Here is a 24,834-nt window from a genome sequence, read left to right as displayed (position 1 = left end):
GTTATACAATAAAAAATATTGATTTAAATAATTTAAACAACGTAGGTTTATTTGCACATATCAAAAGTTTTTAGTCATTGTTATTAAAATCTATAATGAATATCCCTTCTCCCTTTGGGATGAGTAGCAATGCTACACAAGAGGGTTAGGAGAATTAATCAATAAATACCTCTCCCTAACCCTCTCCTACAAGGAGAGGGAACTTTCATTTTTTAATTTTTTTTGATGACGAATAACTTTCCCAAGAGATCTATTCAAAAAATCACCCAGCCAACTCTTTCTCTAACTTCACCAAACAATCAGATGTAATATCCGCAATGGTTTTTGCACCAGTTAAGGTCATCGCAACACGCATTTCTTTATCAATCAGTTCTAGAAGATTGGAAACACCCTCACCACCTGCTGCACCGAGTGCATAAACAAATGCGCGACCGAGCATACAGGTATCTGCACCCAAAGCCAGCATACGCACCACATCTAAACCATTTCGAATACCTGAGTCAGCAAGAATTTTAATATCGCCTTTTACTGCATCTGCAATTGGCGGTAATGCACGCGCTGATGATAAAACCCCATCGAGCTGACGGCCACCATGGTTTGACACCACAATGCCATCTGCACCAAAACGCACTGCATCTTTGGCATCTTCAGGGTCAAGTATGCCTTTAATGACCATCGGGCCATCCCAAAATTCACGAATCCACTCAAGGTCTTTCCATGAAATTGATGGGTCAAAGTTATTGCCCAACCAGCCGATATAATCTTCCAAACCTGTTGGTTTACCCAAGTATTTAGAAATATTTCCTAAGTCATGTGGACGACCTAACAACCCCACATTCCACGCCCAGTGTGGGTGGAAACACGACTGCATATAACGACGCATGGCTGCATTTGGACCACTCATCCCCGAGTGCGCATCACGGTAACGCGCGCCCGGAACCGGCATATCCACGGTAAACACCAGAGTTGAACAGCCAGCTGCTTTGGCACGTTCTAAAGCATTTTTCATAAAGCCACGGTCACGTAGCACATATAACTGAAACCACATTGGACGCTGAATCGCTGGCGCCACCTCTTCAATTGGACATACAGAAACTGTAGACAGCGTAAACGGAATGCCCTTTTTATCTGCAGCAACGGCTGCTTGAACTTCGCCGCGGCGTGCATACATCCCTGTTAAACCCACAGGTGATAAAGCCACAGGCATTGATAAGGTTTCATTAAACAGTTGGGTTTCTAGACTCAGCTGTGACATGTCATTCAGCACACGTTGACGCAACGCTATTTTTGATAAATCTTCTACATTACGCTTTAAGGTATATTCGGCATACGCCCCGCCATCGATGTAATGAAATAAAAATGGCGGTAAACGACGACGTGCCGCTTCACGGTAGTCATTGGCAGAAGAAATAATCATGCTTATATCCTGTTTAATCGACTGGCACGCTGACGACGAGCTTCTTCTTCATCAATCATACGCACCTGTTGTACTACAAACTCAATGTGTCCACAGACTGCTTTACGTGCAGCTTCAGGATCACGACGTTCAATTGCATTCATGACTTGAAAGTGCTGATCATGCAATTGATCAAATCGGTGTGCTTCGCTATAAACTTTTCGACGACCTAAAACGACATTAAATTGCAACAGATCAAATAGACCACGCATCATCTGAATCAACACTAAATTGTGTGAAGCTTCAGCAATTGCTAAATGAAATTTGGCATCTGCACGCGCTGCTTCATCGTCATTGCCTAAAGCCTGAAAATGATTGATCTGATCATAATAATGTCGGATATGTGCCAAGTCCTCTGCTGTAGCACGTTGTGCCGCATACCATGCGGTACCACCTTCCAAAATAATGCGCGCCTCTTGCACATCAAACCGGTAGGCAGGGTCTTCACTAATCAAACTGCTAATGGGCTGCACAATTTGATAACTCGACCAAGTCGCAGGTAATTGCTTTAAAAAAGTCCCCGCACCGACTTTACTGACCAACACGCCCATGCTGGTCAATTGAGAAATCGCTTCGCGTAAAGAGGTGCGTGAGACGCCAAGTTGTTCACACAGTTTCCGTTCAGCAGGCAGACGATCTCCAACTTGCATATTGCTTTCTTCAATCAATACACGAAGACTTTGAACAGTTTTATCAGAGACTTTCATCTGCTTTCCTTAACGTTGTTACACAATGCGTGTTATGGAATCATCCAAGGGAACACATAAGCTTGTAGGGTGATTAAAATCCCCATCATGATTGTGAACGTTATACTGTGTTTTACGGTAAAACGGAATAAATCAGACTCTTTACCTACCAAGCCAACTGCCGCACATGCAATTGCAATGGACTGGGGTGAAATCATTTTTCCTGTCACACCACCACTGGTATTGGCAGCAACGAGTAATACTTCTGGTACACCGATTTGCTGTGCAGTGGTTGCCTGTAATGCAGCAAATAATGCATTGGCTGACGTATCTGAACCCGTGAGGAAGACACCAAGCCATCCTAAAAATGGTGAGAAGAAGGTAAAGGCTTGACCTGTATGCGCAAGTGCTAATGCCAATGTTGCTGACATCCCTGAATAGTTGGCGATAAATGCAAAAGCCAAGACCATTCCAATCGAATAAATTGGAATTTTTAATTCATTAATAGTTTCACCAAAGGTCACAATCGCGTCTTTCGGCTTCATTTTTAAGAAAATAATGGTAATGATCGCAGCAATGACAATTGCCGTACCTGTTGCCGAAAACCAATCAAATTTATAGATGGCATCGTAGTCCTTCATTTCAGGTACGACTGGCGGCATCTTTTGAACCAATTGATGTAAAAATGGCACTTTGATCGAAATAACCAAATCATGTAAGGCACCGTCTTTAGTAAATAAATCCTTAAACGGTTTAATACTCCAGATCGTAACCATCACCGTTAAGATCGCAAATGGCGACCACGCTTTTGCAATTTGACCCAAGCTATATTTTTGCTGTTTTTGTGCAGCAACATCTTCACTCATCGTCGCATCTTGATCTGCAAAGCGGAAAATATGTTTAGGCTGCCAATATTTAAATAAAATCGTTAATGACACTAAAGAGGCAATCGCCGCGGTAATATCTGGTAATTCAGGACCGACAAAGTTCGAGGTTAGGTACTGTGCAATCGCAAAGCTACTCGCGCCAACCACAACTGCAGGCCAAGTTTCCTTCACACCGCGCCAGCCATCCATAATCGCCATAATCCAAAACAGTACAATCGGCACCATAAATGGCAGCTGTCGACCAACCATCTGACTGATTTCCATCGTATCAACACCAGACACTTGCCCAGCAACGATAATTGGAATACCCATCGCACCAAAAGCCACTGGCGCAGTATTGACGATCAGACAAAGACCTGCCGCATATAAAGGCTTAAAGCCTAAACCTACCAATAGTGCTGCAGTAATCGCCACAGGGGCACCAAAGCCCGCCGCACCTTCGAGGAAAGTACCGAAAGCAAAGCCAACTAACAGCATCTGTAATCGTTGATCTTCAGTAATGGAAAGAATCGAAGAACGGATGATGTCAAACTGCCCTGTTTTGACAGAAATTTTATACAGGAACACCGCACCAATAATGATCCATGCAATCGGCCATAAACCGTAGAAGAAACCGTAGACCATCGAAGCCAATGCCATAAGCGCAGGCATGTCATAGGCAAATAAAGACACCAAAAGTGCCAGTACAACGGTGATCGTACCTGCCACACTGCCTTTTAAACGAAATACAGCAAGCGCCAAGAAAAAAAAGATAATCGGAATGAGCGCAATTAAACTTGATATCCATATATTCCCCATTGGGTCATATATTTGCTGCCATTGAAGCATTGTCATCTCCTTGAAATGCTTACTAAGATTTAATTATTGAGCAATATCAGTATATGGTCTTTTTACATCGGTATGACCAATATAAATATTAAACACATAAAAACTCATACTATTGCTGAAATACTCCGCAATTTTTAATTATTTCAACTCAATCATTCAAGCTTTTCTTGTTTTTGGTATGACCAATACTCAATGCAAAAACATTATTTTCCAGTTTGAATTTTTAAAAACAATTTTTTAAATATCTGTTTTATAATTATTATTTATGAATAAATTCTATAAAATATACTTTAGTCTAATAACCAAGCTTTGTTTGACTTCAGTCTCATTTCAGCGAAAAGGATAAAAACCAAATCAACCCAATATTGGTATGACCATTTATTTAAATCAAATATATTTCTTTATATTTGCAACCTATTTCTTTCAGAAAATGCCTTTTCCGCCCGCAAAAACTGGATGAAGTATTCATCAATAGATTTCAACGATCATTTTTTTCTACCTCATCGCTTGTATCTCATGATTTTTTAGAAAAACCGTGCAGAAAAGTGCTACAATCGCGCACATATATGTATTCTTTCAGGCCACCCATTCTCGGTGCCTATATTTATATCGTTAGGATTAACAATGACTGATAATGCAACTATCTTGCAGAATGTCCCAGTTGGCAAAAAAGTTGGTATTGCCTTCTCTGGTGGTCTAGATACTTCAGCTGCGCTTTTGTGGATGAAACAAAAAGGTGCGGAACCTTATGCTTACACAGCAAACTTAGGTCAACCTGATGAAGACGACTACGATGCGATTCCAAAAAAAGCGGAAGCGTATGGCGCAGTTAAAGCTCGCTTAGTTGATTGTCGTTTACAACTTGCTTTAGAAGGTATTGCGGCTATTCAATGTGGCGCTTTCCACATTTCAACTGGTGGTATGCCTTATTTCAACACGACTCCTCTTGGTCGTGCAGTTACAGGTACAATGCTTGTAACCGCAATGAAAGAAGATGACGTAAACATCTGGGGTGACGGTTCGACTTATAAAGGTAACGACATTGAACGTTTCTACCGTTATGGTCTGTTGACTAACCCATCGCTAAAAATTTACAAACCTTGGTTAGACCAAACTTTCATTGACGAGCTAGGTGGCCGTGCAGAAATGTCACAGTTCCTGATCGACAATGGTTTTGACTACAAAATGTCAAAAGAGAAAGCGTACTCAACTGACTCAAACATGTTAGGTGCGACTCACGAAGCAAAAGATCTTGAATACCTTAATGCGGGTATCAAAATCGTCGACCCAATCATGGGCGTTGCGTTCTGGAAAGATGACGTAGAAGTAAAAGCTGAAGAAGTTTCTGTAACTTTCGAAGAAGGCTTCCCTGTTGCATTAAATGGCAAACGCATCGAAAACCCAGTTGAGTTCATTCTTGAAGCTAACCGTATCGGTGGTCGTCATGGTCTAGGTATGTCTGACCAAATCGAAAACCGTATCATTGAAGCAAAATCTCGTGGTATCTACGAAGCTCCGGGTATGGCACTTCTTCATATCGCTTATGAACGTTTAGTGACTGGTATTCATAACGAAGACACCATCGAACAATACCGTATTAACGGTCTGCGTTTAGGTCGTCTTCTTTACCAAGGTCGTTGGTTCGATTCTCAATCATTAATGCTTCGTGAAACTGCGCAGCGTTGGGTTGCTAAAGCAATCACTGGTACTGTGACTTTAGAACTTCGTCGTGGTAATGACTACACTATTCTAAACACTGAATCTCCTAACCTCACTTATGAAGCTGAGCGTTTAACTATGGAGAAAGGTGACTCTATGTTTAGTCCTGCTGACCGTATCGGTCAATTGACTATGCGTAACCTTGATATCACAGATACTCGCGCTAAATTAGGCATCTACACAAATTCTGGCTTACTTGCAGTAGGTACAGGTTCTGCAGTGCCTCAATTAAAAGACAAAAACAAATAAGATTTGTTTAGTCATAAAAAACCGCGCATTTTGCGCGGTTTTTTATTGCCGATTTCAGAGAAGTTCTCAATTTTATTACACATTAAGCCACATGTGCTGAACGAATCGACTGATAGTAAATTTGATTCCGGCCTAATTGTTTCGCACGATACAACGCCTGATCGGCAATATTTAACAGTTCATCCTTCGTCATATTTTCAGCACGATATACCGTAATACCCAAACTAATAGTGACGTGATTCGAAACCTGTGATTTGGCATGTGGAATTTCTAAACGATCGATTGCTTTATAAATATTTGACGCTACCGCATAAGCACCATGCGCATCGGTTTCAGGCAATAAAACCACAAATTCTTCACCACCATATCGCGCTACAAAATCCATATGTCGAATGGCATTTTTAATGGTTTTGGCAATGGTTGAAATTACATCATCACCTTTTTGATGACCGTAGAAATCGTTATAGTTTTTAAAATGATCAACATCGATAAATAGCACAGCAAGCGAGGTGTTATTACGTCGAGATTGCTCATAAAAGGTATCAAGCATTTCATCAAAAGTACGTCGGTTAGAAATCTTGGTTAATTCATCATGCTGACTTAAATGTAAAAGCTCTGTGGTATGAATACGATGGATTTTTTCACTAATATCCGCGCGCAGCATATTCAAAAATATCATCCGTTCACGCGCACAGAGCATCTTACTGATTGCAAAACCCAATACACAGCTTCCAATCAGTACACGCCCCAACACCATCACATCAAATTTCACTTCTAATGAAAAAAGCATCAATATGGTGACCACAGCAGCCAACAATCCAGACATCAACATTTGGACCGGTTTCACCCCAGTCAAAATATAGCTCAAGATGTAAATCATACAAAGGATCATCATGGCCTGATGTTTAAGTGCTTCGGTATACACGGTCATGGTGAGCCAAGACATTGAAATAACAGCCCAAAACACCACAAACATACTGGCATGTGAAAAATAAGGCTTCAGACGGTCATTACAGGCAAAGGTATATAAAGCCAAAAGACACAGCGCACCATTGATCTGACCGACCAAACAACGAATAAAATCATGCACAAAATGCTGTTGATCAATTATCCAGTAATCTCCGGGAATGATCAGCATCGTGAGCACAAAGTAGATCAACACTCCCATCCAAAAAAAATGACGTATGTTGGTTTGCGCACGATCGAGGCTTAAAGTCCAAAATTGAGTTTCCAGTTTTTTAGGAAACATTTCCCCTACACGACGAGTTTGCCTTGTAATCAGTTCCTCTATTTTTTCTTTATCGTATTGCAACTTTGCAAGGTTATACTTGTATTCCATTTCCAAGCATTTATCTAATTCTTTTAGTCATTTAAAAATACCACAGTTTTATTCTTAATTTATATCTGTTCAGTCATTTGTACAGAAATCTCGTTACCATTTTCACATTATTTGCATTATCATTTGTTTTATTTCCAAGCTTGGAATCGCTGTGAACACGATTACTCTTCTTCAGCCAGATGATTGGCATGCACATTTACGTGACGGTCTAGCCCTAAAGCGTACAGTTCCTGATTTAGCACAACAATTCTCTCGTGCGATTTGTATGCCAAACACCGTACCACCAGTAAAAACCGTTGAAGAAGCAAATGCATACCGTGAACGCATCATGGCAAATGTTCCTGAAGGCGTTCACTTTGACCCGCGTATGGTGCTCTATTTCACAGACAACACCCCTGCAAGTGAAGTTAAAAAAATTAAAGAGTCTGAGCATGTTAATGCCATTAAGCTCTATCCAGCGGGTGCAACCACGAACTCAGACAGTGGTGTCAGTGATATTAGTAAAGTCTATGGTGTGATTGAGCAACTCGAAGAACACCAAGTGCCGTTACTGTTACATGGTGAAGTGACGCATAACCATGTTGATATTTTTGACCGTGAAAAACGTTTCCTTGATGAAGTGCTTTCTCCACTGTTAAAACAGTTCCCTAAATTAAAATTGGTGCTAGAACACATCACTACTAGTGAAGCTGCGCATTTTGTATTAGAACAAGACCGTAATGTGGCTGCGACAATCACACCGCAACATTTATTGTTTAACCGTAATGACATGTTGGTGGGTGGCATTAAACCGCATTTCTATTGCCTACCGATATTAAAACGTCAAACCCATCAGCAAACTTTGCTCGAAGTTGCGACCAGTGCGAACCCTAAATTTTTCTTAGGTACAGACAGTGCGCCGCACTCAAAAAATGCTAAAGAAAATGCATGTGGCTGTGCAGGATGTTATAGTGCACCAACAGCAATTGAGCTATACGCTCAAGCATTTGATCAAGTCGGTAAAATCGACCGTTTAGAAGGTTTTGCAAGCCACTTTGGTGCAGACTTCTACGGACTCCCTCGAAATACCAATACCATTACCTTGGTAAAAGAAGATCAAATGATCCCTGAAAGTTTAGACTATTTGGATGGCGAAAAAATTATTCCGTTGTATGCGGGTAAGACCATCCAATGGAGAAAAGTGTGACAGATGAAACTCGACCAGTCATTGGTCAACGTTTCCGTGGATTCCTACCTGTTGTTGTCGATGTCGAAACAGCAGGTTTTAATTCACAGACCGATGCCTTACTGGAAATTGCAGCTATTCCTATTGTGTATGATGCAGAAGGTAATTTTGTACCGGGTGAAGCCCACCATGCACATATCAATCCGTTTGAAGGTGCCAACCTTGACCGTCGCTCACTGGATTTTATTGGTGTAGATCCATTTAATCCGATGCGTATGGCCATGGCTGAAGATGAGAAATCAGCATTAAAACGTATTTTTAAGTCAGTGAATGAAGTACGTCGTCAACAAAACTGCACTCATGCTGTTTTAGTTGGTCACAATGCACATTTTGATTTAGGGTTTGTACAGGCAGCTATTGCACGCACAGGAACAAAAAATCAAAATCCTTTCCATAGTTTTTCCGTATTCGATACAGTGACTTTGAGCGCTGTAATGTTTGGACAAACTGTGCTGGCAAAATCATGTATTCAAGCTGGTATTGAGTTTGATGGTAAAGAAGCACACTCTGCACTTTACGATACTCAGAAGACCGCTGAACTGTTCTGTTATATTTTGAACAAACTCGGCCCTCACCTACTTGACACTATGATGGCGGATCAATAAGATACCGCCATCTTCTAAACGTCCCTATCGTCTAGAGGCCTAGGACATCGCCCTTTCACGGCGGTAACCGGGGTTCGAATCCCCGTAGGGACGCCAATTCTTATTCAGACTTTCTCCAAGCTGAATATTCAAGTCTATTGAATACACATCACCATCTCTCCAGATTATTCAAAATTTTCATTAAATTTGCTGTGTATTAAAAAATCACTTATTGCAAATAATTCTCATTTCTATTGATTATTCTTGTAAAGTTAATGATAATCGCTATCGTTTTTATCTGCATAATTGTTGACAGCCATGCGCTTTGCCTATTCTCCCCTTAATATCGCAATTTTGACTGCTTTAGCATCTCAAACGTATGCAAATGAAAGCCAGATCTCCGAAGAAATCAAAACCAATACGGTGTCGATGACACCTATTGAGGTTGAAGTCAAAGCCAAGCAAGAAGTAGGTAAAACCGTCTACACCAAAGAAGATTTAGAAAAAACGCCGAATAGCTCAAAAAATATCACAGACTTTTTAAAAGTTAATCCAAATGTGCAGTTTAGCCGTGAACAACGTTCTGCAGATTCACAGGCTGAGCTACGACCATCCGAGATTTCTATTAATGGCGCGCAAACTTACCGAAATAAATTTGTAATTAACGGCGTCAATACCACCAATAACCTTGACCCTCTGGCAAGCGGCAACTCCTATTCAGGCAAGCTTGATGGTGGCTCACAAGGGATTGCCCTAAATACCGATTTAATTTGTAAATTAGAATTGATCGATAGTAATGTTTCTGCAGCATACGGCGAATTTACAGGTGGTGTAGTTAATGCTGAAACTTGTGCCCCAAATACTGAAATTGGCAAAATCCACGGCTCCCTTACTTACGACTACACGGAAAGTGATTGGTCACGTTATCATTTTACCGATGAAGAAGAAGCTGCAGAGTTTGAAGATCCAACATCATCAAATAATAAAGAATATAAAAAACACGGCCTAAGCCTGAATCTATACAGCAAACTCTCTGAACAATGGGGCATCAATAGTTATGCCTCTAAACGTGAATCCATCGTTCCAGTAATGAGTGGTTTAGAAGATCGCAGTAAAGTCAAAAGCGAGCGTAATAATATCAACTTAGGGACTACCCTTTTTTACACACCTTCGGACACAATCAAAGCGAAGTTTGGCTTTGATTTAGGGGATTTGGACAGTCTAAATTTCGTTGATAAGCGAATAAATTCAAAAAGTATTAGCAATACAGAAACGCTGACATTTTTTGGTGAATTAGAAAGTAAACTCAATAATTCAACATTAAAACAAAATATTAGCTATCAAACGCTAAGCCAAGCACGTGAAAATGATTCAACTACCGGCATTCTTTGGAAGCAAACACCAACTAAAAACTGGAGTTCTAATCCTGGTGAAGGTGCCACAAGTAGTGATATTGAATTACACCAAGATACATTTTCGTATAGTCTAAAAAATGCGTTTGATACCATTCAGATTGGCAACAGCATGCAACAATTAAGCTTTGGTATGGGCTATGACTATTCTAAAATTGCATGGGAACGGCCTAACGATGCCTATATGTATAATCAGCCTAAGACTTTTACATCTAGTTCAGGCATTAGCTGTACGGCAGGTGATATTCTTTGTGATGAAGCAACGGATGAAAATAACTATCAAGGCCAATATCAAACAAATGGCAAGTATTATCAAAAAGGTAAAGTTAATATTGACCAACAACGTGTGCATACCTTCATTGAAAACACATCGACTTGGGATAATTTTTCAGCGCGTTTAGGTTTACGTGCAGATTATGACAGCTTGTCGAAAAATTTAAATATTGCACCTCGTAGTGCCTTTAACTATAAACCGCTAAAAAATGATCTTTTGTCCTTCACTACGGGATGGAATCGATATTATGCAAACTATACCTTAGCCACTGAACTGCAAGATCAACTTGCATTTTTGGAATACAATTTAAAACGCACAAAAAATCAAACTGAAGACTATTGGACTCAAACTGGGTTATCAGATTTAATATTAGCTAATTCCAATATTCAACGTGCCAATTTAAAGACCCCTTATGCTGACGAAATTGTGTTTGCCATTAATAGCCAAGCTAAAAACTGGAACCTTGGTCTGAAATGGGTGAATCGCGATAGCAAAGATGAAATCACAAAAAATCGTTTTATTGATCCAACCACCAGCAATACCATCGATCATTTTGAATATAGTAATAGTGGTAAAGCAAAAGCTGACATTTACACACTCACACTCAGAAATACGCTGCCAGTCGTATATAAAAACTCTCTGCACGGGTTTAACTTTGGCTTTGATTACACTGAATCAGAAAAAAATTATTTAGACTATTCTGAGTCATATAACGTTAACAGTAATACGGCTGCTGAAGATCGCGATATTATCTTTAACGGCAGCCTCATCCAATTTAATGAACGTCCTGTTGAAAATTTCAATCAGCCTTGGACTGCTCGTTTTGGTTGGGACATTGAGTTTTCAAATTTACCATTAAAGATTAATAACTTCTTAAGCTACAAATCTGAATATAAAGATACGTATAAACTAAAAAACAAAGTTGAACATGATGGTGTCCTGTTGGAAGCCTATGCTACAGATACGATTAGACCTCGATTTAGTTGGGATATGCGTACCACTTATGATTTCAATTTCGCTAAAGATTACAAAGCAATATTCGGTTTAACCATTAACAATATTACCAATCGACATAATATCTATACCACCCCAGGTATTAGTGAGTCGACCAACAGACTTAGATCTGAAATTGGGCGACAGTTCATTGCTGATGTCACATTTAAATTTTAAACTTCCCCTATCAAGAGCGCCTAAAAACGCTCTTGATTCATTTTCAAATAGAATAAAACATGAAAAAAATAATCTTACTCTTTGGCCTGTGCATATTATGTCTCGGTATCTTCATCTACATTTTTAGACCCGAAGCCAGCCTACCGATAAATCATTCAAATACTGTTGAGCACGATGCCAATCATACAAATCAAACAGCATTGAATGATGACCAAGAATCCTTTACTCCCAAAACCAACGATCGTGACACTCAAATACAAGCGAAAAAACCCAAAAAATTGAGCGAAGAAGCAATACAGTATTATCGAACAGCAACCAAATACGGTTGGGAGTCAATCGTTCGTGATTTTGAAAATGGAACCATTCTAAAAAGTAAAATGCCTAAAGGGGAAAAAGAAAAACTTTGCGAAATTGCACTGAGTCTAAGTACTGCCGATCAAACCAAACGCTTATTTAAAGCAAATTGCAAACCACTCAATGGCCGTTCATCCTCTATGATTATTAATGGCGCATTAACCAATGCAGAAGGCAAAATAGATCAAAATGAAATCATTGAAAAATTAAAACTCTACAAGTCGGAAAATGTTTTACAAACACACGTTACGTATAAATTTGGCCCGTATGAAGAAAAAAGCTCTTTACAATCCAAAGCAATTGGTTGGGGACTAGAAGACGTTTCTGATTATTTGCTGAGTATCGGTGTCGATTACACGGGCGTGGATGGTAATTTAATTTTAGACAATATCAAAGGCCGTAACCCTTCTGTGAGTTTGGTTCAAAAACTACTGAATGCAGGAATCGAGCCCAATAGTAGCGTCTATAAACAAATAGAACAGAATGACTTTTCCACCAAACATCCTGACGTTTACAATTTATTAAAAACACATAAACCATGAAAAACATCGTTATTACCAGCTGCCTGCTAATGAGTATGCATTGCTTTGCAAATGCTCCAGTGCCACAAAATCACGCTACCAATGCACCATCAGTGAAAAACATTCACGACTTTAAAAAGATCAAAGGGATGACAAATGATGCATCTCGTTATTATAAATTTATAAACATATATGGTTGGTCAGCCATAGTGCAGGAATTTGAAAATAAAAATATTCAAAGCAGTAAAATGAAAAATAAAGAAGTTAAAAAAATGTGTGACACAGCGCATCTTATACTTCCACTTCAAGATATCAAGCGACTGATTGCTGCTAATTGCAAACCCAGCTCAAACAATGTCACTTTTAATACCATCAATAGGACTTTAAAAAATGGCGATGGTTCTATTAATGAACAAGAAATTATTGCCAAGTTAGAATTTTATAATGCATTAGGATTATTAAAAACACATCAAACATACGGCCGTGGCTATCGTGCAGAAACATATAATTTACTCTACAAAGCTGCCGGTTTTGGTTTGCCTGATGTTTTTGATTATCTCCTGAATATCGGACTCACAGTAAAATATACCGATGGTAACTTAGTGAATACACATTTTGATGGTCGCTCCCCTCAACTCGCTTTAACCCAAAAAATTTTAAAACTGGGTGTCGAGCCAAATGCCTCAACCATTACGATCATGCAACAACGGAACTTTAAACAACACTACCCTGACATCTACCAAGTCATCCTGTCCAATCTAGAACAGAAAAACCGTAAACTTTAATTAATTACAGCCTGACTGGTTTTGTTTATACTTCAGCTTGATCTATTTTGATGTAAGAATACCCTATGTTTAAAAAGTTGCTCTTGGTTTTAGCCATCTTATTTCCATCTGCACTCTATCTGTATATTGTGAGCCGCGATGACAACAAAGCCCCTGTAACCGAACAAACTCAAGTACCTGCAACCTCCGAAGCCGAATATCAAACTCCTGACCATTAATCCAATGGTCAGTGCTAAAGATTTAAATTTTAGATCAGTATTATCACATTATAAGAAAAATTCGATTTATCAATCATTTCACTGCATTCAATCATAAAATATACCTTTCATTCAATTTTCATTTCACTATGCAATCTCCCTCTGAACCTTCGCAACACTCGTCTGCTGAAGGTAAAAGTCCATCGCTTAAACGTGCGATGACGACTCGACACCTTGTGATGCTCTCACTTGGTGGTGCAATTGGTACTGGTTTGTTTATGGGTTCAGGTGAAGTTATTTCACAAGCTGGGCCTTTGGGCGCTGTACTTGCCTACATTATTGGCGGTCTAATCGCCTACATGGTTATGCTCTGTTTGGGTGAACTTGCCGTACATTTACCTGTTTCTGGCTCTTTTGGTGCTTTTGCGACAAATTATATTGGCCCGGGTACCGGCTATATGGTGTCTTGGATGTACTGGTTGGGCTGGTCTGCCACCTTAGGTACAGAATTTACTGCGGCGGCTATTTTGATGCAGGAATGGTTTCCACAAACCTCTATTTGGTTATGGACACTGATCTTTGCAGCTGGCGTACTGATCTCTAATCTAAGTTCTACACGCGCATTCGCAGAGTCAGAATTTTGGTTATCAATGGTGAAAGTTGCAACAGTGTTGATTTTCATCATCCTTGGTTTTGCCTGCATCTTTGGTTTCGTGCCTTTCCAAGGCTATGAATCAGCTCCAATGTTCCACAATTTGACTGAACATGGTTGGCTGCCAAATGGTTTGTTCCCACTGTTTGCCACGCTATTGATCGTGAACTTTGCCTTTAATGGTACGGAGATGATTGGTATCGCTGCAGGTGAAACTGAAAACCCTGAAAAGAATGTGCCTAAAGCCATTCATGCTGCGGTATGGCGCTTAATCATTTTCTTTGTCGGCACTATTATCGTCATCAGTTCACTGTTGACCTATACCGATGCAGGTTTAAATGTCGGCGGACATGGCGGCTTAAGTAGTAGCCCATTCGTTTCCGTATTTAACCTGATGGGCATTCCCTATGCAGAAGACTTAATTCGTTTCGTCATTATTACGGCTTTACTGTCTACAGCTAACTCTGGTTTATATGCTGCATCACGTATGATGTGGGCGCTGTCCGCACAAAAACAATTACCACGTGCTTTCGGCAAATTAAGCAAAACTGGTGTGCCTTATATTGCTGTATTGGTCACTATGATCGGTGGTTTACCGGGTCTATTGTCAGAACAATTTGGCGCAGATGTGATCTTCAAGAACTTGATGGGGGTTGCCGCTTTCACCATGGTGATCGTGTGGATGAGTATTTGTTGGAGTCAATTTAACTTCCGTCGCCAATGGCTGAAACAAGGTCATAGCGTGTCAGAACTTAAATTCCGTACACCATGGTTCCCGCTGGTTCCAATTCTTGGCTTTGTCTGCTGTACCGCAACAGGTTTAAGTATGGCTGCAGATCCTGAAATGCTTTCAGGCTTTATTGGCTGTCTGATCTTTATGGCGGCGTGTTATGCAGGTTATTATTGGTTATATCACGATAAATAAAATAGTTAAGGTGGCTCATTAGCCACCTTTTTTTATGAAACTATTTCTCTTCCCTATGAGAGAAAAATTAGGGTTCCCATATAAATTCAAAAATGATTTGTGGGAGCAGTTTAATCCACAAAAACCACTGTACAAATTATAATTTAAGGAAATCGTTCAACTGCTTTTCGTTAATGAATTTTTATTCTCGCTCAACACCAAGATATAATCCCATACTTTCAACTCTAATGAGTCCTTTTCGGATTTTGCCCCCTTAGAAACATTAGCTAAAAGACACGCAGCTACTATTGCTAGAAATATTTGGATAGATACTCTCAAACTTGTATTAGATATTAATTCAACAAAAGTAAAGTTAAAAACTATTAATGAAAGTGGCAAAAGCACCCGACTTGAATTCATCTGTTTTTTAAATTCAGGAAAATCACGATTAATAACCAATAAATTTTGTTTGTCTTTACTCCACAACATTGGCTCAAAACATACATCCAATTTTTTTTCTAATTTTTCAAGTTCTACATCATCACTAGACAACTGATATCTTCGAACCTTTAAGATTAAATATAATTTAAAAAAGCTCTGGATATCTAAAAAATAATGAGAATTATCTAAAGATTTAAGGTGATTATACGTAATTCTACTTTCCCCATCTAAATCCCTAAATAAAAGTTCATCAATAATTCTTTCAAACTCTGATTTACTAATATACGAAGAAAAATTATTTGTATAAATTTCAAACCAATGCAAATAATTCAATAAAACTATATAGAATCTTTCATGGACTTTGCCCACATTAAATTGATTGATTTCAAATAAAATTCCAGAAATAAACTCATTAAATTATTTTTCATTAAAAAAATTCTGTTTTTGTTTCATTTATATACATTTAGAATATAACAATGAAACTCTATTTTGACAAATATAGATGGGCTATGTACTATACACCCACCTCAAAACGTCCCTATCGTCTAGAGGCCTAGGACATCGCCCTTTCACGGCGGTAACCGGGGTTCGAATCCCCGTAGGGACGCCAATTCTTCTGTCAGCTCTGACAAACTTAAAGTTTATTTATCTATAATTTATATTAATTGATTGCATCATCATTGCATTCTTCTCTACAATTACTCGCTTCATTATTTGATTCTCCTTTTTCTCTATGCAGTCATCACATTCTCCGAATGATGCTTCGCATCAGGGCAATTCTGCGCCGTTAAAACGCGCTATGAGTACTCGACATCTGGTGATGATTTCGCTTGGCGGCGCAATCGGTACTGGTTTATTTCTTGGTTCGGGTGAAGTCATTGCACAAACGGGGCCTGTAGGTGCCATTATTTCGTATTTTTTAGGCGGTATTATCGCCTATATGGTGATGCTTTGCTTAGGCGAGCTCGCGGTACATATGCCAGAATCTGGTTCATTTGGCGCTTATGCTAAACGCTATATCGGACCGGGTACGGGTTATACCATCACTTGGCTGTATTGGCTAACATGGTCAGTAACGCTAGGAACTGAATTTACTGCTGCTGCACTTTTAATGCAGGAATGGTTCCCAGACAGCTCTATGTGGATGTGGACCTTAATCTTTGGTGCTTTTGTATTCTGCTTGAATATGATTTCAACTAAATGGTTTGCTGAATCTGAATTTTGGCTAGCCTTAGTCAAAGTGATTACCGTTGTAGCCTTTATTATTTTAGGTCTATTGGCCATTTTTGGTGTTTTAGGCTATCAAGGCTATGAAGCTGCACCGCTGTTTAGCAACCTCACTGCACAAGGCTGGTTCCCTGAAGGTTTGTTCCCAATCTTCGCTACAATGTTGATTGTTAACTTTGCATTCTCAGGTACTGAACTGATTGGTGTTGCTGCGGGTGAAACCAAAGATCCAGCGAAAAATGTGCCTAAAGCCATTAACACGGCGATTTTCCGCTTATTGATTTTCTTTGTGGGTACCATTGTTGTTATTACTGCACTATTACCACACCAAGAGGCCGGCTTATCTGCCGAAGGTGTAAGTAGTTCACCTTTCGTAACGGTATTCCAGCACATTGGTATTCCTTATGCAGAAGACATCATCCGCTTTGTGATTATCACAGCGCTACTTTCTGCTGCAAACTCTGGTTTATTTGCTGCATCTCGAATGATGTGGTCATTGTCCTATAGTAAGCAATTACCTGCAGTGTTCTCTAAAGTGAACTCACGTGGTACTCCTTATGTTGCAGTAATTGTGACCATGATCGGTGGTATGCCGGGCTTACTTTCTGAGCAATTTGCACCAGAAACCATCTTCAAAAACTTGTTAGGTGTTGCGGCATTTACCATGGTGGTAGTGTGGATGAGTATTTGTTTAAGCCAATTCAACTTCCGCCGTCAGTGGTATAAAGAAGGCAAAACTGCAAAAGATTTAGCTTTTGCTGCACCACTCTTCCCAATCGTGCCAATACTCGGTTTTGTATTCTGTCTTATTACCTGTATTAGTATGGTATTTGATCCAGAAATGTTGACTGGCTTTATCTGCTGTATGATCTTCATTGTGGCGTGTTATATCAGCTACTACACCTTGTATCACAACAAAGATTGATCTGCGTTGTCATGCCAAACACGATAAAAGAGTAACTTCGGTTGCTCTTTTTTTATGGCTATATTTTAATAAAAGTAGAATAAAAATTGGTCCGTCGATGAGGTGCAATATGCAGATCATCTTTATCCATGGCATGAATCAACAGCAACAAACTGCACGTTCGCTCGAACAGCATTGGCTTGCACTGTTGTCTCAAGGCTTAAAGCAAAGCCATCAAGAGACTTTTTTATCGTATATACAGCACCATATGCGCATGCCTTTTTATGGAGACTTACTCACGCGTTATCATTTGCAGAATATGCTTCAAGCCAGCACCTTGACACCTCAAACGTGGCCACATTTTCCGTTTATCCATCGTACTGAACTCCCAGAAAAATCACCAAAAGTACTTGAGCATCACGCCATACAAAACAATCTACCTGACATCACCCTTAATGATGCTATTGGATTAAGCCAATCATTCAAATCGATCACTGCACTTGGCAAAGATCTTGCGCTACGCGATTTTGCAGTTTTAATGAATTATTTCCCAAAATTACATGCCACACTTTTGCATAAATTTTTGGTCGAAACTTATCTCTATTTATCCAATCCACACTTTATTCAGGCAGTTCACACTCGTCTGCATGAGCAATTACATCAAACGAAACCCACCCTGTTGATTGCACATTCATTAGGTAGCGTGATTGCGTATCATTTTTTACTGTTACATCCTGAACTCAACATAAAGCGCTTTATCACCTTGGGCTCACCTTTGGCTTTTCGTGTCATCCAAGCCCACTTACCTCAGCCTTTACAGCGACCTGATGCAATTTCAGGCGATTGGTTAAACTTTTATTCACATGATGATTTTCTCAGCGCTTTTCCACTGAGTCAGGCACCATTTGATTTTCAACCCGCCATTATCAACCAGCAAATTCAGACATCGATTGAACACCCACACGATATTGCTGGATATTTAACGCATCCAGAAGTTATTGCTACAATCTTACAAGTGTTGAAAAAATCGACATAAATAATGTATTTTTCAAACATTTTTAGCAAATTGTTTTAATTTTATGCACTCAACAACAAAAACTGAATTTATTTATAGAAAAGCGTTTGACACCCCCCGATTTTCACCCTAATATACGCCCACCTCTGAAACGTCCCTATCGTCTAGAGGCCTAGGACATCGCCCTTTCACGGCGGTAACCGGGGTTCGAATCCCCGTAGGGACGCCATATTCGAGTTGGTTTTAACCACTCATTAAAAAGCTCAAGCATTGCGACTTGGGCTTTTTTATTGCCTTAATTTCTAAATATTTCTTTTAAAAGTTTTGAATCATAAATGGCCTTAGGGGCAATCACCTGCTCATTTAGCGGAATATTTTGACCATAGCGCTGCAGCATTAGGCGCTGCACTTCATTTTGTTTTAAATCAAATTGTTTCAGTTGTTGTAATGGAGAAAGTTCGATTCCTAAAGCATGCTGATACGCTTTCCAAACAATTTCAGAACAGTAAATTGCACGATCATCCCATTCAAAATAAATATCATAGGGTTTGCCCAAGTACTTTTCTGCATGTTGTACCAACTTCGTTTTCTGCGGCACATTTAAGGGTTGTTTGAGCCTTTTCACCACATAGTGAGCATTCTCCCCACGCGCGATCCATTGATTTAAAGCGGTATATTGCACAGGTTGAATAGCTTCAAGCACCCAGGTTTGGTTATTTTTATTTACGATCATGCCCATGTGACTATAGGGCGAATGTGTGGCCTTTTGAATGCTTAAACTTTGTTGTGATTTTGAGATATGAAAAATAATATCTCCCGTCTGAAATACGGACTGGGCATAGAGGGCGGAACTGAGCCCCGAAAGAATGACTATTAATATTAAAATTTTAGACATTTTTATTGTAAGTAATATTGATATGAATGAAGGCAACCATAACATGGATGTATGCCGATTGCCCTTATTCTAATAATTCAATGATTGACTAAGCCGACTTACGTGAATTGACTTGCCCTTTAATGACCGCGGTTAAATTGCCTTTGAGATATTTAAAAAACACTTTTAACGGTGAAAGTTTAGGATTTGGCTGTTTTCCTTCACCAATCGATTTAAACTGAGCGGCATACCAAATAATTTCCATAATCGCCATTTTATCAATCATCGGTATGCCAGTTTTAATTTTGTCCACACCATAACGAACATCCTGACCCGCCAATAAACGATCAGCCAAATCGACTTCAACAGCGAAAGGACGTGCAATACCAATAAAATCACAAGCTCCACTGTCTAGTGCAGCATTCATGCCTTGCACGGTTCTAAACCCACCGGTAACCATTAACGCGCATTTCACTTCTTTACGGATATTGTCCGCAAAATCGAGGAAATACGCTTCACGAGCAATGGTACTGGCTTTACGTTTTTCTTCTTTAGCACCCGCCATCGCTGGCGCTTCATAGGAACCGCCTGAGATTTCAATCATATCAATCCCTGCGGCATCGATTGCCTTAAAGACCTCAATCACATCTGTTTCGCTAATTCCGCCGCGTTGGAAATCAGCAGAGTTGAGTTTGACCGAAATTATAAAATCATCTGTCGTCGCTGCACGAACTGCCTTGTAGATTTCAAGCAAAAAGCGCATGCGATTTTCATTTGAGCCGCCCCACTGATCTTGACGTTTATTGGTCAATGGCGACAAGAACTGACTAATTAAATAACCATGCGCACCATGCAATTGCACGCCTTCAAAGCCTGCCTTTTCACAAACGTGTGCGGCACGTGCAAAACGCTGAATGATATCCAAAATTTCATCTTCACGAAGTTCGCGCGGTGTTCCAAACGTTGTGGCTAGCATGGGACTAAATGGTACAGCGGACGGAGCAACCGTTTCCTTATTTAAACCTTTAGGACATTGACGGCCCGGATGTGAAAGTTGAACCAATTGCACCATGCCGTGCTTTTTCCCTAGCTCAGCCCACTGTGTTAATTGCGCTAAATCTCGCTCTGTTTCAGCGACAACAACCCCCGGCTCATTTTTAGCACGAAAATCCACCATGACATTACCGGTAATGGCACAGCCTAAACCACCCTTCGCCCAAGCTTCATATAATCCAAAATGTAAGTGATTGGGTTGGCCTGCGGTATTGGCCAATGCTTCACTCATTGCACCTTTGATGATGCGATTTTTAAATGTGGTATTACGAATTTTAAAGCTTTCAGCTAAATGGCTCATGGCAATGTCCAAAATGAAATAACAAGTCCTGAGTATTTACTCTAATTATTATTTTCTAAAGGTCAAGGATATTTTGACAATGACACTTGTCAAAATATCCATAAGTTTGATTTTAGTATTGGCTGGCTTCAATTAATTTACGGGTATAGTCCGTTTGTGGTCGCGCAAATAGATCTGCGGTGTCTTGAAATTCCATGACTTTGGCATGACGCAGTACCAACACTTTTTGACACAAGGCTTTGACCACGTGTAAATCGTGACTAATAAATAAATAACTCATATTAAATTCTTGCTGCAAACGCCGTAGTAGCTTCACGATGGCTTTTTGTGTCGTCCGATCTAGTGCAGATGTGGGTTCATCGAGTATCAATAATTTAGGACGTAATACCAACGCACGTGCTAAGGCGACTCTCTGCCGTTGCCCACCGGATAACTCATGTGGATAACGCTGCTTAAATGAGCTGGCTAATTCGACTTTCTGCAAAGCTTCATCTATACGCTGTACAATTTCATTTGCAGATAAATGCTGTAAGGCCAGACCTTCGCCAATGGTTTGCTCTACATTGAGCCGTGGATTTAAACTACTGAATGGATCTTGAAAGACGATTTGAAATTCACGACGTAAAGGTCTGAGCTGTTTTTCTGAAAGTTGATTGATGGCGTGTTGATTTAACATAATTTCACCATCACTTTCTATGAGCCGAGCAATAGCCAGTGCTAAAGAGCTTTTCCCTGAACCACTCTCACCAACAATACCGATCGACTCACCTTCAGCCACTGTTAAATCCAAAGCTTCTACAGCAACGACATAATTTTTGATGCGGTTCAATAAGCCTTGTTTGACTGGGAACTTCACTCCTAACTGGCGTAATTCTAAAAGTGTCTGCGTTTGCGAAACCTGTATTGCTTTACCAAAATCATGGTCTAATAAATTTTGGGTATACGCCTGCTTCGGTTGCTCAAAAATTTCCTGAACACCACCTTGCTCCACCACTTGCCCACGATTCATCACAATCACATGTTCTGCATAGCGCTTAACCAAATTCAGGTCATGGCTAATTAATATCATCGCCATATTGCGCTGCTGTTGTAGCGACTTTAATAAATTTAAGATTTGCGCTTGCAAGGTGACATCTAAAGCCGTGGTTGGCTCATCAGCGATTAAAATATCAGGATCTAAGGCCAATGCCATGGCAATCATGACACGTTGACGCTGCCCGCCTGATAACTCATGTGGATAGCGTCTTAATTTATCTTCAGCATCCGGAATACCCACATCATTTAATAATTCTATAACCCGCTGTCGTGTTTTTGCCTTCGACCAACCCTGTAACAACAGTGACTCACCAACAATCTTTTCAACCCGATGTAAGGGATTTAAGGCCGTCATCGGCTCTTGAAAAATCATGGCAATTTTCTGTCCACGAATGTTTCGGTGCTGCTCAGGACTCAGTCCAAGAATATTTTGTCCATTCAGGCTGACGCTGCCTGTGACCTGCAGATCACTTGGCAACAAACCGAGTATAGCTAGGCTGCTAATCGATTTACCTGAACCGCTTTCTCCAACAATGGCTAACGTTTCACCTGCATGCAATTTAAAATTCAGGTCTTCAACCAAGACCTGTGCTGCATGTGAAATATGTAAATGTTCAACCGCTAATACGATGGGAGGTACATTAACTTGATGATTATTGACGTCTAGGATCGAATGCATCACGTGTCGCCTCCCCAATGTAAATCAATAAAGACAGCACGATCGCTAAGGTAAAAAACCCCGATAAGGCAAGCCAAGGTGCATTCAGATTGTTTTTCCCTTGAAGCAATAACTCACCTAATGACGCTGCATCAGGCGGTAAGCCATAACCTAAGAAATCTAAGGCTGTGAGTGCCGTAATATTTGCCGTAAGCATGAAAGGTAGCTGTGACAAACTAGAACTCATCGCATTTGGTAAGATATGCCGAAACATAATCGTACTATCTATAACACCAAGACTCCGTGCTGCACGTACATAGTCAAAATTACGCGCCCGTAAAAACTCTGCACGAACCAAGCCAACTAAAGTGGGCCAACCAAACAACAGCATAATGACAAAGAGCCAATACACACTCGGCGTAAACATGCTGACCAAAATCATCACCATGAATAGCATCGGTAGTCCACCCCAGACTTCCAAAATTCGTTGACCAATGAGGTCCAGCCAGCCACCATAATAGCCCTGTATAGCCCCAACGATGATGCCCAATATGGCTGAAGCGAAGGTTAATGCAAAGCCAAACAGGAGCGACACACGTAATCCATATAAAATACGTGCGAGCACATCACGTCCTTGGTCATCGGTACCGAGCCAATTTTGTGCAGTCGGTGCAGATGGCACAGGCACAGCCAACTCTAAATTCGGTGTTTGATAGGAAAATTTAATCAGTGGCCATACAGCCCAGCCTTTATCTTCTATCAGTTGCTGTACCACAGGATCTTTATAATCTGCCTCAGTTTCAAAAACGCCACCGAAAGCAGTTTCTGGATAACTTTTTAATACGGGAACGTATAAAGAATCATCGTATTTGACCAAGAGCGGTTTATCATTGGCAATAAAGTCGACAGCTAGGGACAACATAAAAATCAAGGCAAAGCTAATAAAGCATGTAAAGCCTAATTTATTTTCTTTAAAACGTTGAAAACGCGCTTGCATAATCGGAGACATTATTTTGCCCCCTGTGAATCAAAATTAATTCGTGGATCAATCATTTGATACATGACATCACTGATTAATCTTAAGATCAGCCCCATCAAGGTAAAAATAAACAAGGTGCCAAAAATGACTGGATAATCGCGCTGTACGATGGCTTCAAACCCCAACAATCCCAGACCATCTAGATTGAAAATAATTTCAATAAATAGATTTCCCACAAAGAAGATGCCGATCAAGGCTTCTGGCAGCCCCGCAATGACAATGAGCATTGCATTACGAAATACATGCCCATACAGCACACGTGTTTCGGTCAAACCTTTAGAACGAGCAGCAAGAACATATTGCTTATTCAACTCTTCCATAAAAGAGTATTTGGTCAGATAAGTTAAGCCTGCAAAACCACCAATTACCATAGCAAACAAAGGCAACGCCATATGCCAAAAATAATCTGCAATTTTGCCAAACACACTTAACTCAGCAAAATTCTCTGAAACTAAACCTTGTAGAGGAAACCACTGAAAATATGAACCACCTGCAAAAAAGACAATGAGTAAAATGGCAAAGGCAAAAGCAGGAATGGCGTAGCCGATAGCCAATAAAATAGACGTACTTTTATCAAATAGCAGACCATGTTGACGGGCTTTTTTAATGCCTAAAGGAATAGACATCAGATAGATCAGCAAGGTACTCCATAAGCCAAGGGATAAGGATACAGGCAGCTTTTCCCAAAGCAGCTGAGTCACAGACTTATCTTTAAAAAAACTGGTACCAAAATCTAGCGTTACATAGCCCTTTAACATGAGCCAAAAACGTTCGAATAATGGTTTATCGAAACCATATTGTGCCTCGATTTTTGCCACCATTTCTTCACTTAAGCCTTTGGCACCTTGATATTTGATGCTAGACGTTGCCGTTTCGCCACCGCTCGTTGTCCCAATACCCTGAAAAGCTTCGGCTTGCTGAATTGCTTGCTCAACTGGCCCACCTGGAGCAAGCTGAATTACCACAAAGTTAATCAATAAAATGAAAAACAACGTCGGAATAATCAGGAGCAAACGCTTTAATATATATGTGCCCATGTTGCTTT

General features: G+C 40.1%; 20 protein-coding genes and 3 tRNA genes. 13 read left to right on the top strand and 10 right to left on the bottom strand.

The features are described from left to right. Positions 1–262: 262 nt before the first annotated feature. The 3 genes from lldD to lldP are packed head-to-tail and all read right to left on the bottom strand — an operon-like array spanning position 263 to position 3,863. Entirely contained in the window at positions 263–1,417 is a 1,155-nt protein-coding gene (gene lldD, locus FTV50_RS08735) for an FMN-dependent L-lactate dehydrogenase LldD (RefSeq protein ID WP_078192909.1), read from the bottom strand. 2 nt (positions 1,418–1,419) lie between these two features. After that, positions 1,420–2,163 carry a transcriptional regulator LldR gene (gene lldR / locus FTV50_RS08730; protein WP_078189144.1) on the bottom strand — a complete coding sequence of 248 codons (744 nt, stop codon included), beginning with the start codon at positions 2,161–2,163 and terminating at the stop codon, positions 1,420–1,422. Positions 2,164–2,195: 32 nt separating this feature from the next. Next, entirely contained in the window at positions 2,196–3,863 is a 1,668-nt protein-coding gene (gene lldP, locus FTV50_RS08725; protein WP_171256696.1) for an L-lactate permease, read from the bottom strand. A gap of 618 nt (positions 3,864–4,481) precedes the next feature. Here lldP and argG point away from each other — a divergent pair. Then, positions 4,482–5,825, top strand: a complete 1,344-nt coding sequence (gene argG / locus FTV50_RS08720) for an argininosuccinate synthase (RefSeq protein WP_078189146.1) — start codon at positions 4,482–4,484, stop codon at positions 5,823–5,825. An 82-nt stretch (positions 5,826–5,907) separates the two neighbouring features. Here argG and FTV50_RS08715 read toward each other — a convergent pair whose 3' ends face one another. After that, positions 5,908–7,164: a GGDEF domain-containing protein gene (locus tag FTV50_RS08715; protein ID WP_180024176.1), complete on the bottom strand. Its 1,257-nt coding sequence runs from the start codon at positions 7,162–7,164 to the stop codon at positions 5,908–5,910. Between the two features lie 151 nt (positions 7,165–7,315). Between FTV50_RS08715 and pyrC the strand changes: the two genes are divergently transcribed. From pyrC to FTV50_RS08675, 8 genes are all read left to right on the top strand, one after another. After that, positions 7,316–8,350, top strand: coding sequence for a dihydroorotase (gene pyrC / locus FTV50_RS08710; RefSeq protein WP_180024175.1), 1,035 nt, complete (start codon positions 7,316–7,318; stop codon positions 8,348–8,350). Then, positions 8,335–8,994: a ribonuclease T gene (gene rnt / locus FTV50_RS08705; protein ID WP_078192915.1), complete on the top strand. Its 660-nt coding sequence runs from the start codon at positions 8,335–8,337 to the stop codon at positions 8,992–8,994. The genes pyrC and rnt overlap by 16 nt, the downstream gene beginning before the upstream one ends. Positions 8,995–9,014: 20 nt before the next feature. Further along, positions 9,015–9,090 (top strand) — tRNA-Glu (locus FTV50_RS08700). Positions 9,091–9,291: 201 nt separating this feature from the next. Beyond that, positions 9,292–11,829: a TonB-dependent receptor plug domain-containing protein gene (locus FTV50_RS08695; RefSeq protein WP_180024174.1), complete on the top strand. Its 2,538-nt coding sequence runs from the start codon at positions 9,292–9,294 to the stop codon at positions 11,827–11,829. A 59-nt stretch (positions 11,830–11,888) separates the two neighbouring features. Next, entirely contained in the window at positions 11,889–12,725 is an 837-nt protein-coding gene (locus tag FTV50_RS08690) for a hypothetical protein (protein ID WP_180024173.1), read from the top strand. Further along, positions 12,722–13,489 (top strand): hypothetical protein, encoded by a 768-nt coding sequence (locus tag FTV50_RS08685; RefSeq protein WP_180024172.1) that lies wholly within the window; start codon positions 12,722–12,724, stop codon positions 13,487–13,489. The genes FTV50_RS08690 and FTV50_RS08685 overlap by 4 nt, the downstream gene beginning before the upstream one ends. A gap of 65 nt (positions 13,490–13,554) precedes the next feature. Next, positions 13,555–13,707: a hypothetical protein gene (locus tag FTV50_RS08680; RefSeq protein WP_180004134.1), complete on the top strand. Its 153-nt coding sequence runs from the start codon at positions 13,555–13,557 to the stop codon at positions 13,705–13,707. Positions 13,708–13,835: 128 nt separating this feature from the next. Then, positions 13,836–15,263, top strand: a complete 1,428-nt coding sequence (locus FTV50_RS08675) for an amino acid permease (RefSeq protein WP_078192919.1) — start codon at positions 13,836–13,838, stop codon at positions 15,261–15,263. Between the two features lie 156 nt (positions 15,264–15,419). Here the strand turns inward: FTV50_RS08675 and FTV50_RS08670 are convergent, their stop codons facing one another. Beyond that, complete coding sequence (locus tag FTV50_RS08670) at positions 15,420–16,052, bottom strand: hypothetical protein (RefSeq protein WP_180024171.1); 633 nt, start codon at positions 16,050–16,052, stop codon at positions 15,420–15,422. A gap of 165 nt (positions 16,053–16,217) precedes the next feature. Here FTV50_RS08670 and FTV50_RS08665 point away from each other — a divergent pair. The 4 genes from FTV50_RS08665 (at position 16,218) to FTV50_RS08650 (ending at position 19,058) form a co-directional block, all read left to right on the top strand. Next, positions 16,218–16,293, top strand: a tRNA-Glu gene (locus tag FTV50_RS08665). A 123-nt stretch (positions 16,294–16,416) separates the two neighbouring features. Continuing rightward, on the top strand, positions 16,417–17,835 hold the full coding sequence (locus FTV50_RS08660) for an amino acid permease (RefSeq protein WP_180024170.1): 1,419 nt from the start codon (positions 16,417–16,419) through the stop codon (positions 17,833–17,835). A gap of 109 nt (positions 17,836–17,944) precedes the next feature. Further along, positions 17,945–18,850 carry an alpha/beta fold hydrolase gene (locus tag FTV50_RS08655; RefSeq protein ID WP_180024169.1) on the top strand — a complete coding sequence of 302 codons (906 nt, stop codon included), beginning with the start codon at positions 17,945–17,947 and terminating at the stop codon, positions 18,848–18,850. A gap of 132 nt (positions 18,851–18,982) precedes the next feature. Further along, positions 18,983–19,058: transfer RNA gene (locus FTV50_RS08650), tRNA-Glu, on the top strand. A gap of 66 nt (positions 19,059–19,124) precedes the next feature. On the opposite strand, the gene FTV50_RS08645 is transcribed toward FTV50_RS08650, so the two are convergent. The 5 genes from FTV50_RS08645 to FTV50_RS08625 all read right to left on the bottom strand — a co-directional run bounded on the left by FTV50_RS08645 (position 19,125) and on the right by FTV50_RS08625 (position 24,826). Further along, on the bottom strand, positions 19,125–19,724 hold the full coding sequence (locus FTV50_RS08645; RefSeq protein WP_180024210.1) for a YiiX family permuted papain-like enzyme: 600 nt from the start codon (positions 19,722–19,724) through the stop codon (positions 19,125–19,127). A gap of 88 nt (positions 19,725–19,812) precedes the next feature. Continuing rightward, entirely contained in the window at positions 19,813–21,057 is a 1,245-nt protein-coding gene (locus tag FTV50_RS08640) for an NADH:flavin oxidoreductase/NADH oxidase family protein (protein ID WP_180024168.1), read from the bottom strand. 112 nt (positions 21,058–21,169) lie between these two features. Then, positions 21,170–22,771 (bottom strand): ABC transporter ATP-binding protein, encoded by a 1,602-nt coding sequence (locus tag FTV50_RS08635; RefSeq protein WP_180024209.1) that lies wholly within the window; start codon positions 22,769–22,771, stop codon positions 21,170–21,172. Beyond that, entirely contained in the window at positions 22,746–23,759 is a 1,014-nt protein-coding gene (locus FTV50_RS08630; RefSeq protein WP_180024167.1) for an ABC transporter permease, read from the bottom strand. Before FTV50_RS08630 ends, FTV50_RS08635 begins: the two co-directional genes overlap by 26 nt. Further along, on the bottom strand, positions 23,759–24,826 hold the full coding sequence (locus FTV50_RS08625; RefSeq protein ID WP_180024166.1) for a microcin C ABC transporter permease YejB: 1,068 nt from the start codon (positions 24,824–24,826) through the stop codon (positions 23,759–23,761). Before FTV50_RS08625 ends, FTV50_RS08630 begins: the two co-directional genes overlap by 1 nt. Between the last annotated feature and the right edge of the window lie 8 nt (positions 24,827–24,834).

Source organism: Acinetobacter sp. YH1901134 (assembly GCF_013416965.1).
GTDB lineage: Bacteria > Pseudomonadota > Gammaproteobacteria > Pseudomonadales > Moraxellaceae > Acinetobacter > Acinetobacter amyesii.
The sequence above is the reverse complement of the archived record's forward strand: the minus strand, read 5'-3'. Positions and strand labels throughout refer to the sequence as shown.

Coding starts and splice junctions, on each gene's coding strand:
- FTV50_RS08635 (WP_180024209.1), bottom strand. CDS start 22,771: ATGCATTCGATCCTAGACGTCAATAATCATCAAGTTAATGTACCTCCC.
- lldP (WP_171256696.1), bottom strand. CDS start 3,863: ATGACAATGCTTCAATGGCAGCAAATATATGACCCAATGGGGAATATA.
- FTV50_RS08675 (WP_078192919.1), top strand. CDS start 13,836: ATGCAATCTCCCTCTGAACCTTCGCAACACTCGTCTGCTGAAGGTAAA.
- argG (WP_078189146.1), top strand. CDS start 4,482: ATGACTGATAATGCAACTATCTTGCAGAATGTCCCAGTTGGCAAAAAA.
- FTV50_RS08655 (WP_180024169.1), top strand. CDS start 17,945: ATGCAGATCATCTTTATCCATGGCATGAATCAACAGCAACAAACTGCA.
- FTV50_RS08630 (WP_180024167.1), bottom strand. CDS start 23,759: ATGTCTCCGATTATGCAAGCGCGTTTTCAACGTTTTAAAGAAAATAAA.
- lldD (WP_078192909.1), bottom strand. CDS start 1,417: ATGATTATTTCTTCTGCCAATGACTACCGTGAAGCGGCACGTCGTCGT.
- FTV50_RS08695 (WP_180024174.1), top strand. CDS start 9,292: ATGCGCTTTGCCTATTCTCCCCTTAATATCGCAATTTTGACTGCTTTA.
- rnt (WP_078192915.1), top strand. CDS start 8,335: ATGGAGAAAAGTGTGACAGATGAAACTCGACCAGTCATTGGTCAACGT.
- lldR (WP_078189144.1), bottom strand. CDS start 2,163: ATGAAAGTCTCTGATAAAACTGTTCAAAGTCTTCGTGTATTGATTGAA.
- FTV50_RS08660 (WP_180024170.1), top strand. CDS start 16,417: ATGCAGTCATCACATTCTCCGAATGATGCTTCGCATCAGGGCAATTCT.
- FTV50_RS08645 (WP_180024210.1), bottom strand. CDS start 19,724: ATGTCTAAAATTTTAATATTAATAGTCATTCTTTCGGGGCTCAGTTCC.
- FTV50_RS08715 (WP_180024176.1), bottom strand. CDS start 7,164: ATGGAATACAAGTATAACCTTGCAAAGTTGCAATACGATAAAGAAAAA.
- FTV50_RS08685 (WP_180024172.1), top strand. CDS start 12,722: ATGAAAAACATCGTTATTACCAGCTGCCTGCTAATGAGTATGCATTGC.
- FTV50_RS08625 (WP_180024166.1), bottom strand. CDS start 24,826: ATGGGCACATATATATTAAAGCGTTTGCTCCTGATTATTCCGACGTTG.
- FTV50_RS08680 (WP_180004134.1), top strand. CDS start 13,555: ATGTTTAAAAAGTTGCTCTTGGTTTTAGCCATCTTATTTCCATCTGCA.
- FTV50_RS08640 (WP_180024168.1), bottom strand. CDS start 21,057: ATGAGCCATTTAGCTGAAAGCTTTAAAATTCGTAATACCACATTTAAA.
- FTV50_RS08690 (WP_180024173.1), top strand. CDS start 11,889: ATGAAAAAAATAATCTTACTCTTTGGCCTGTGCATATTATGTCTCGGT.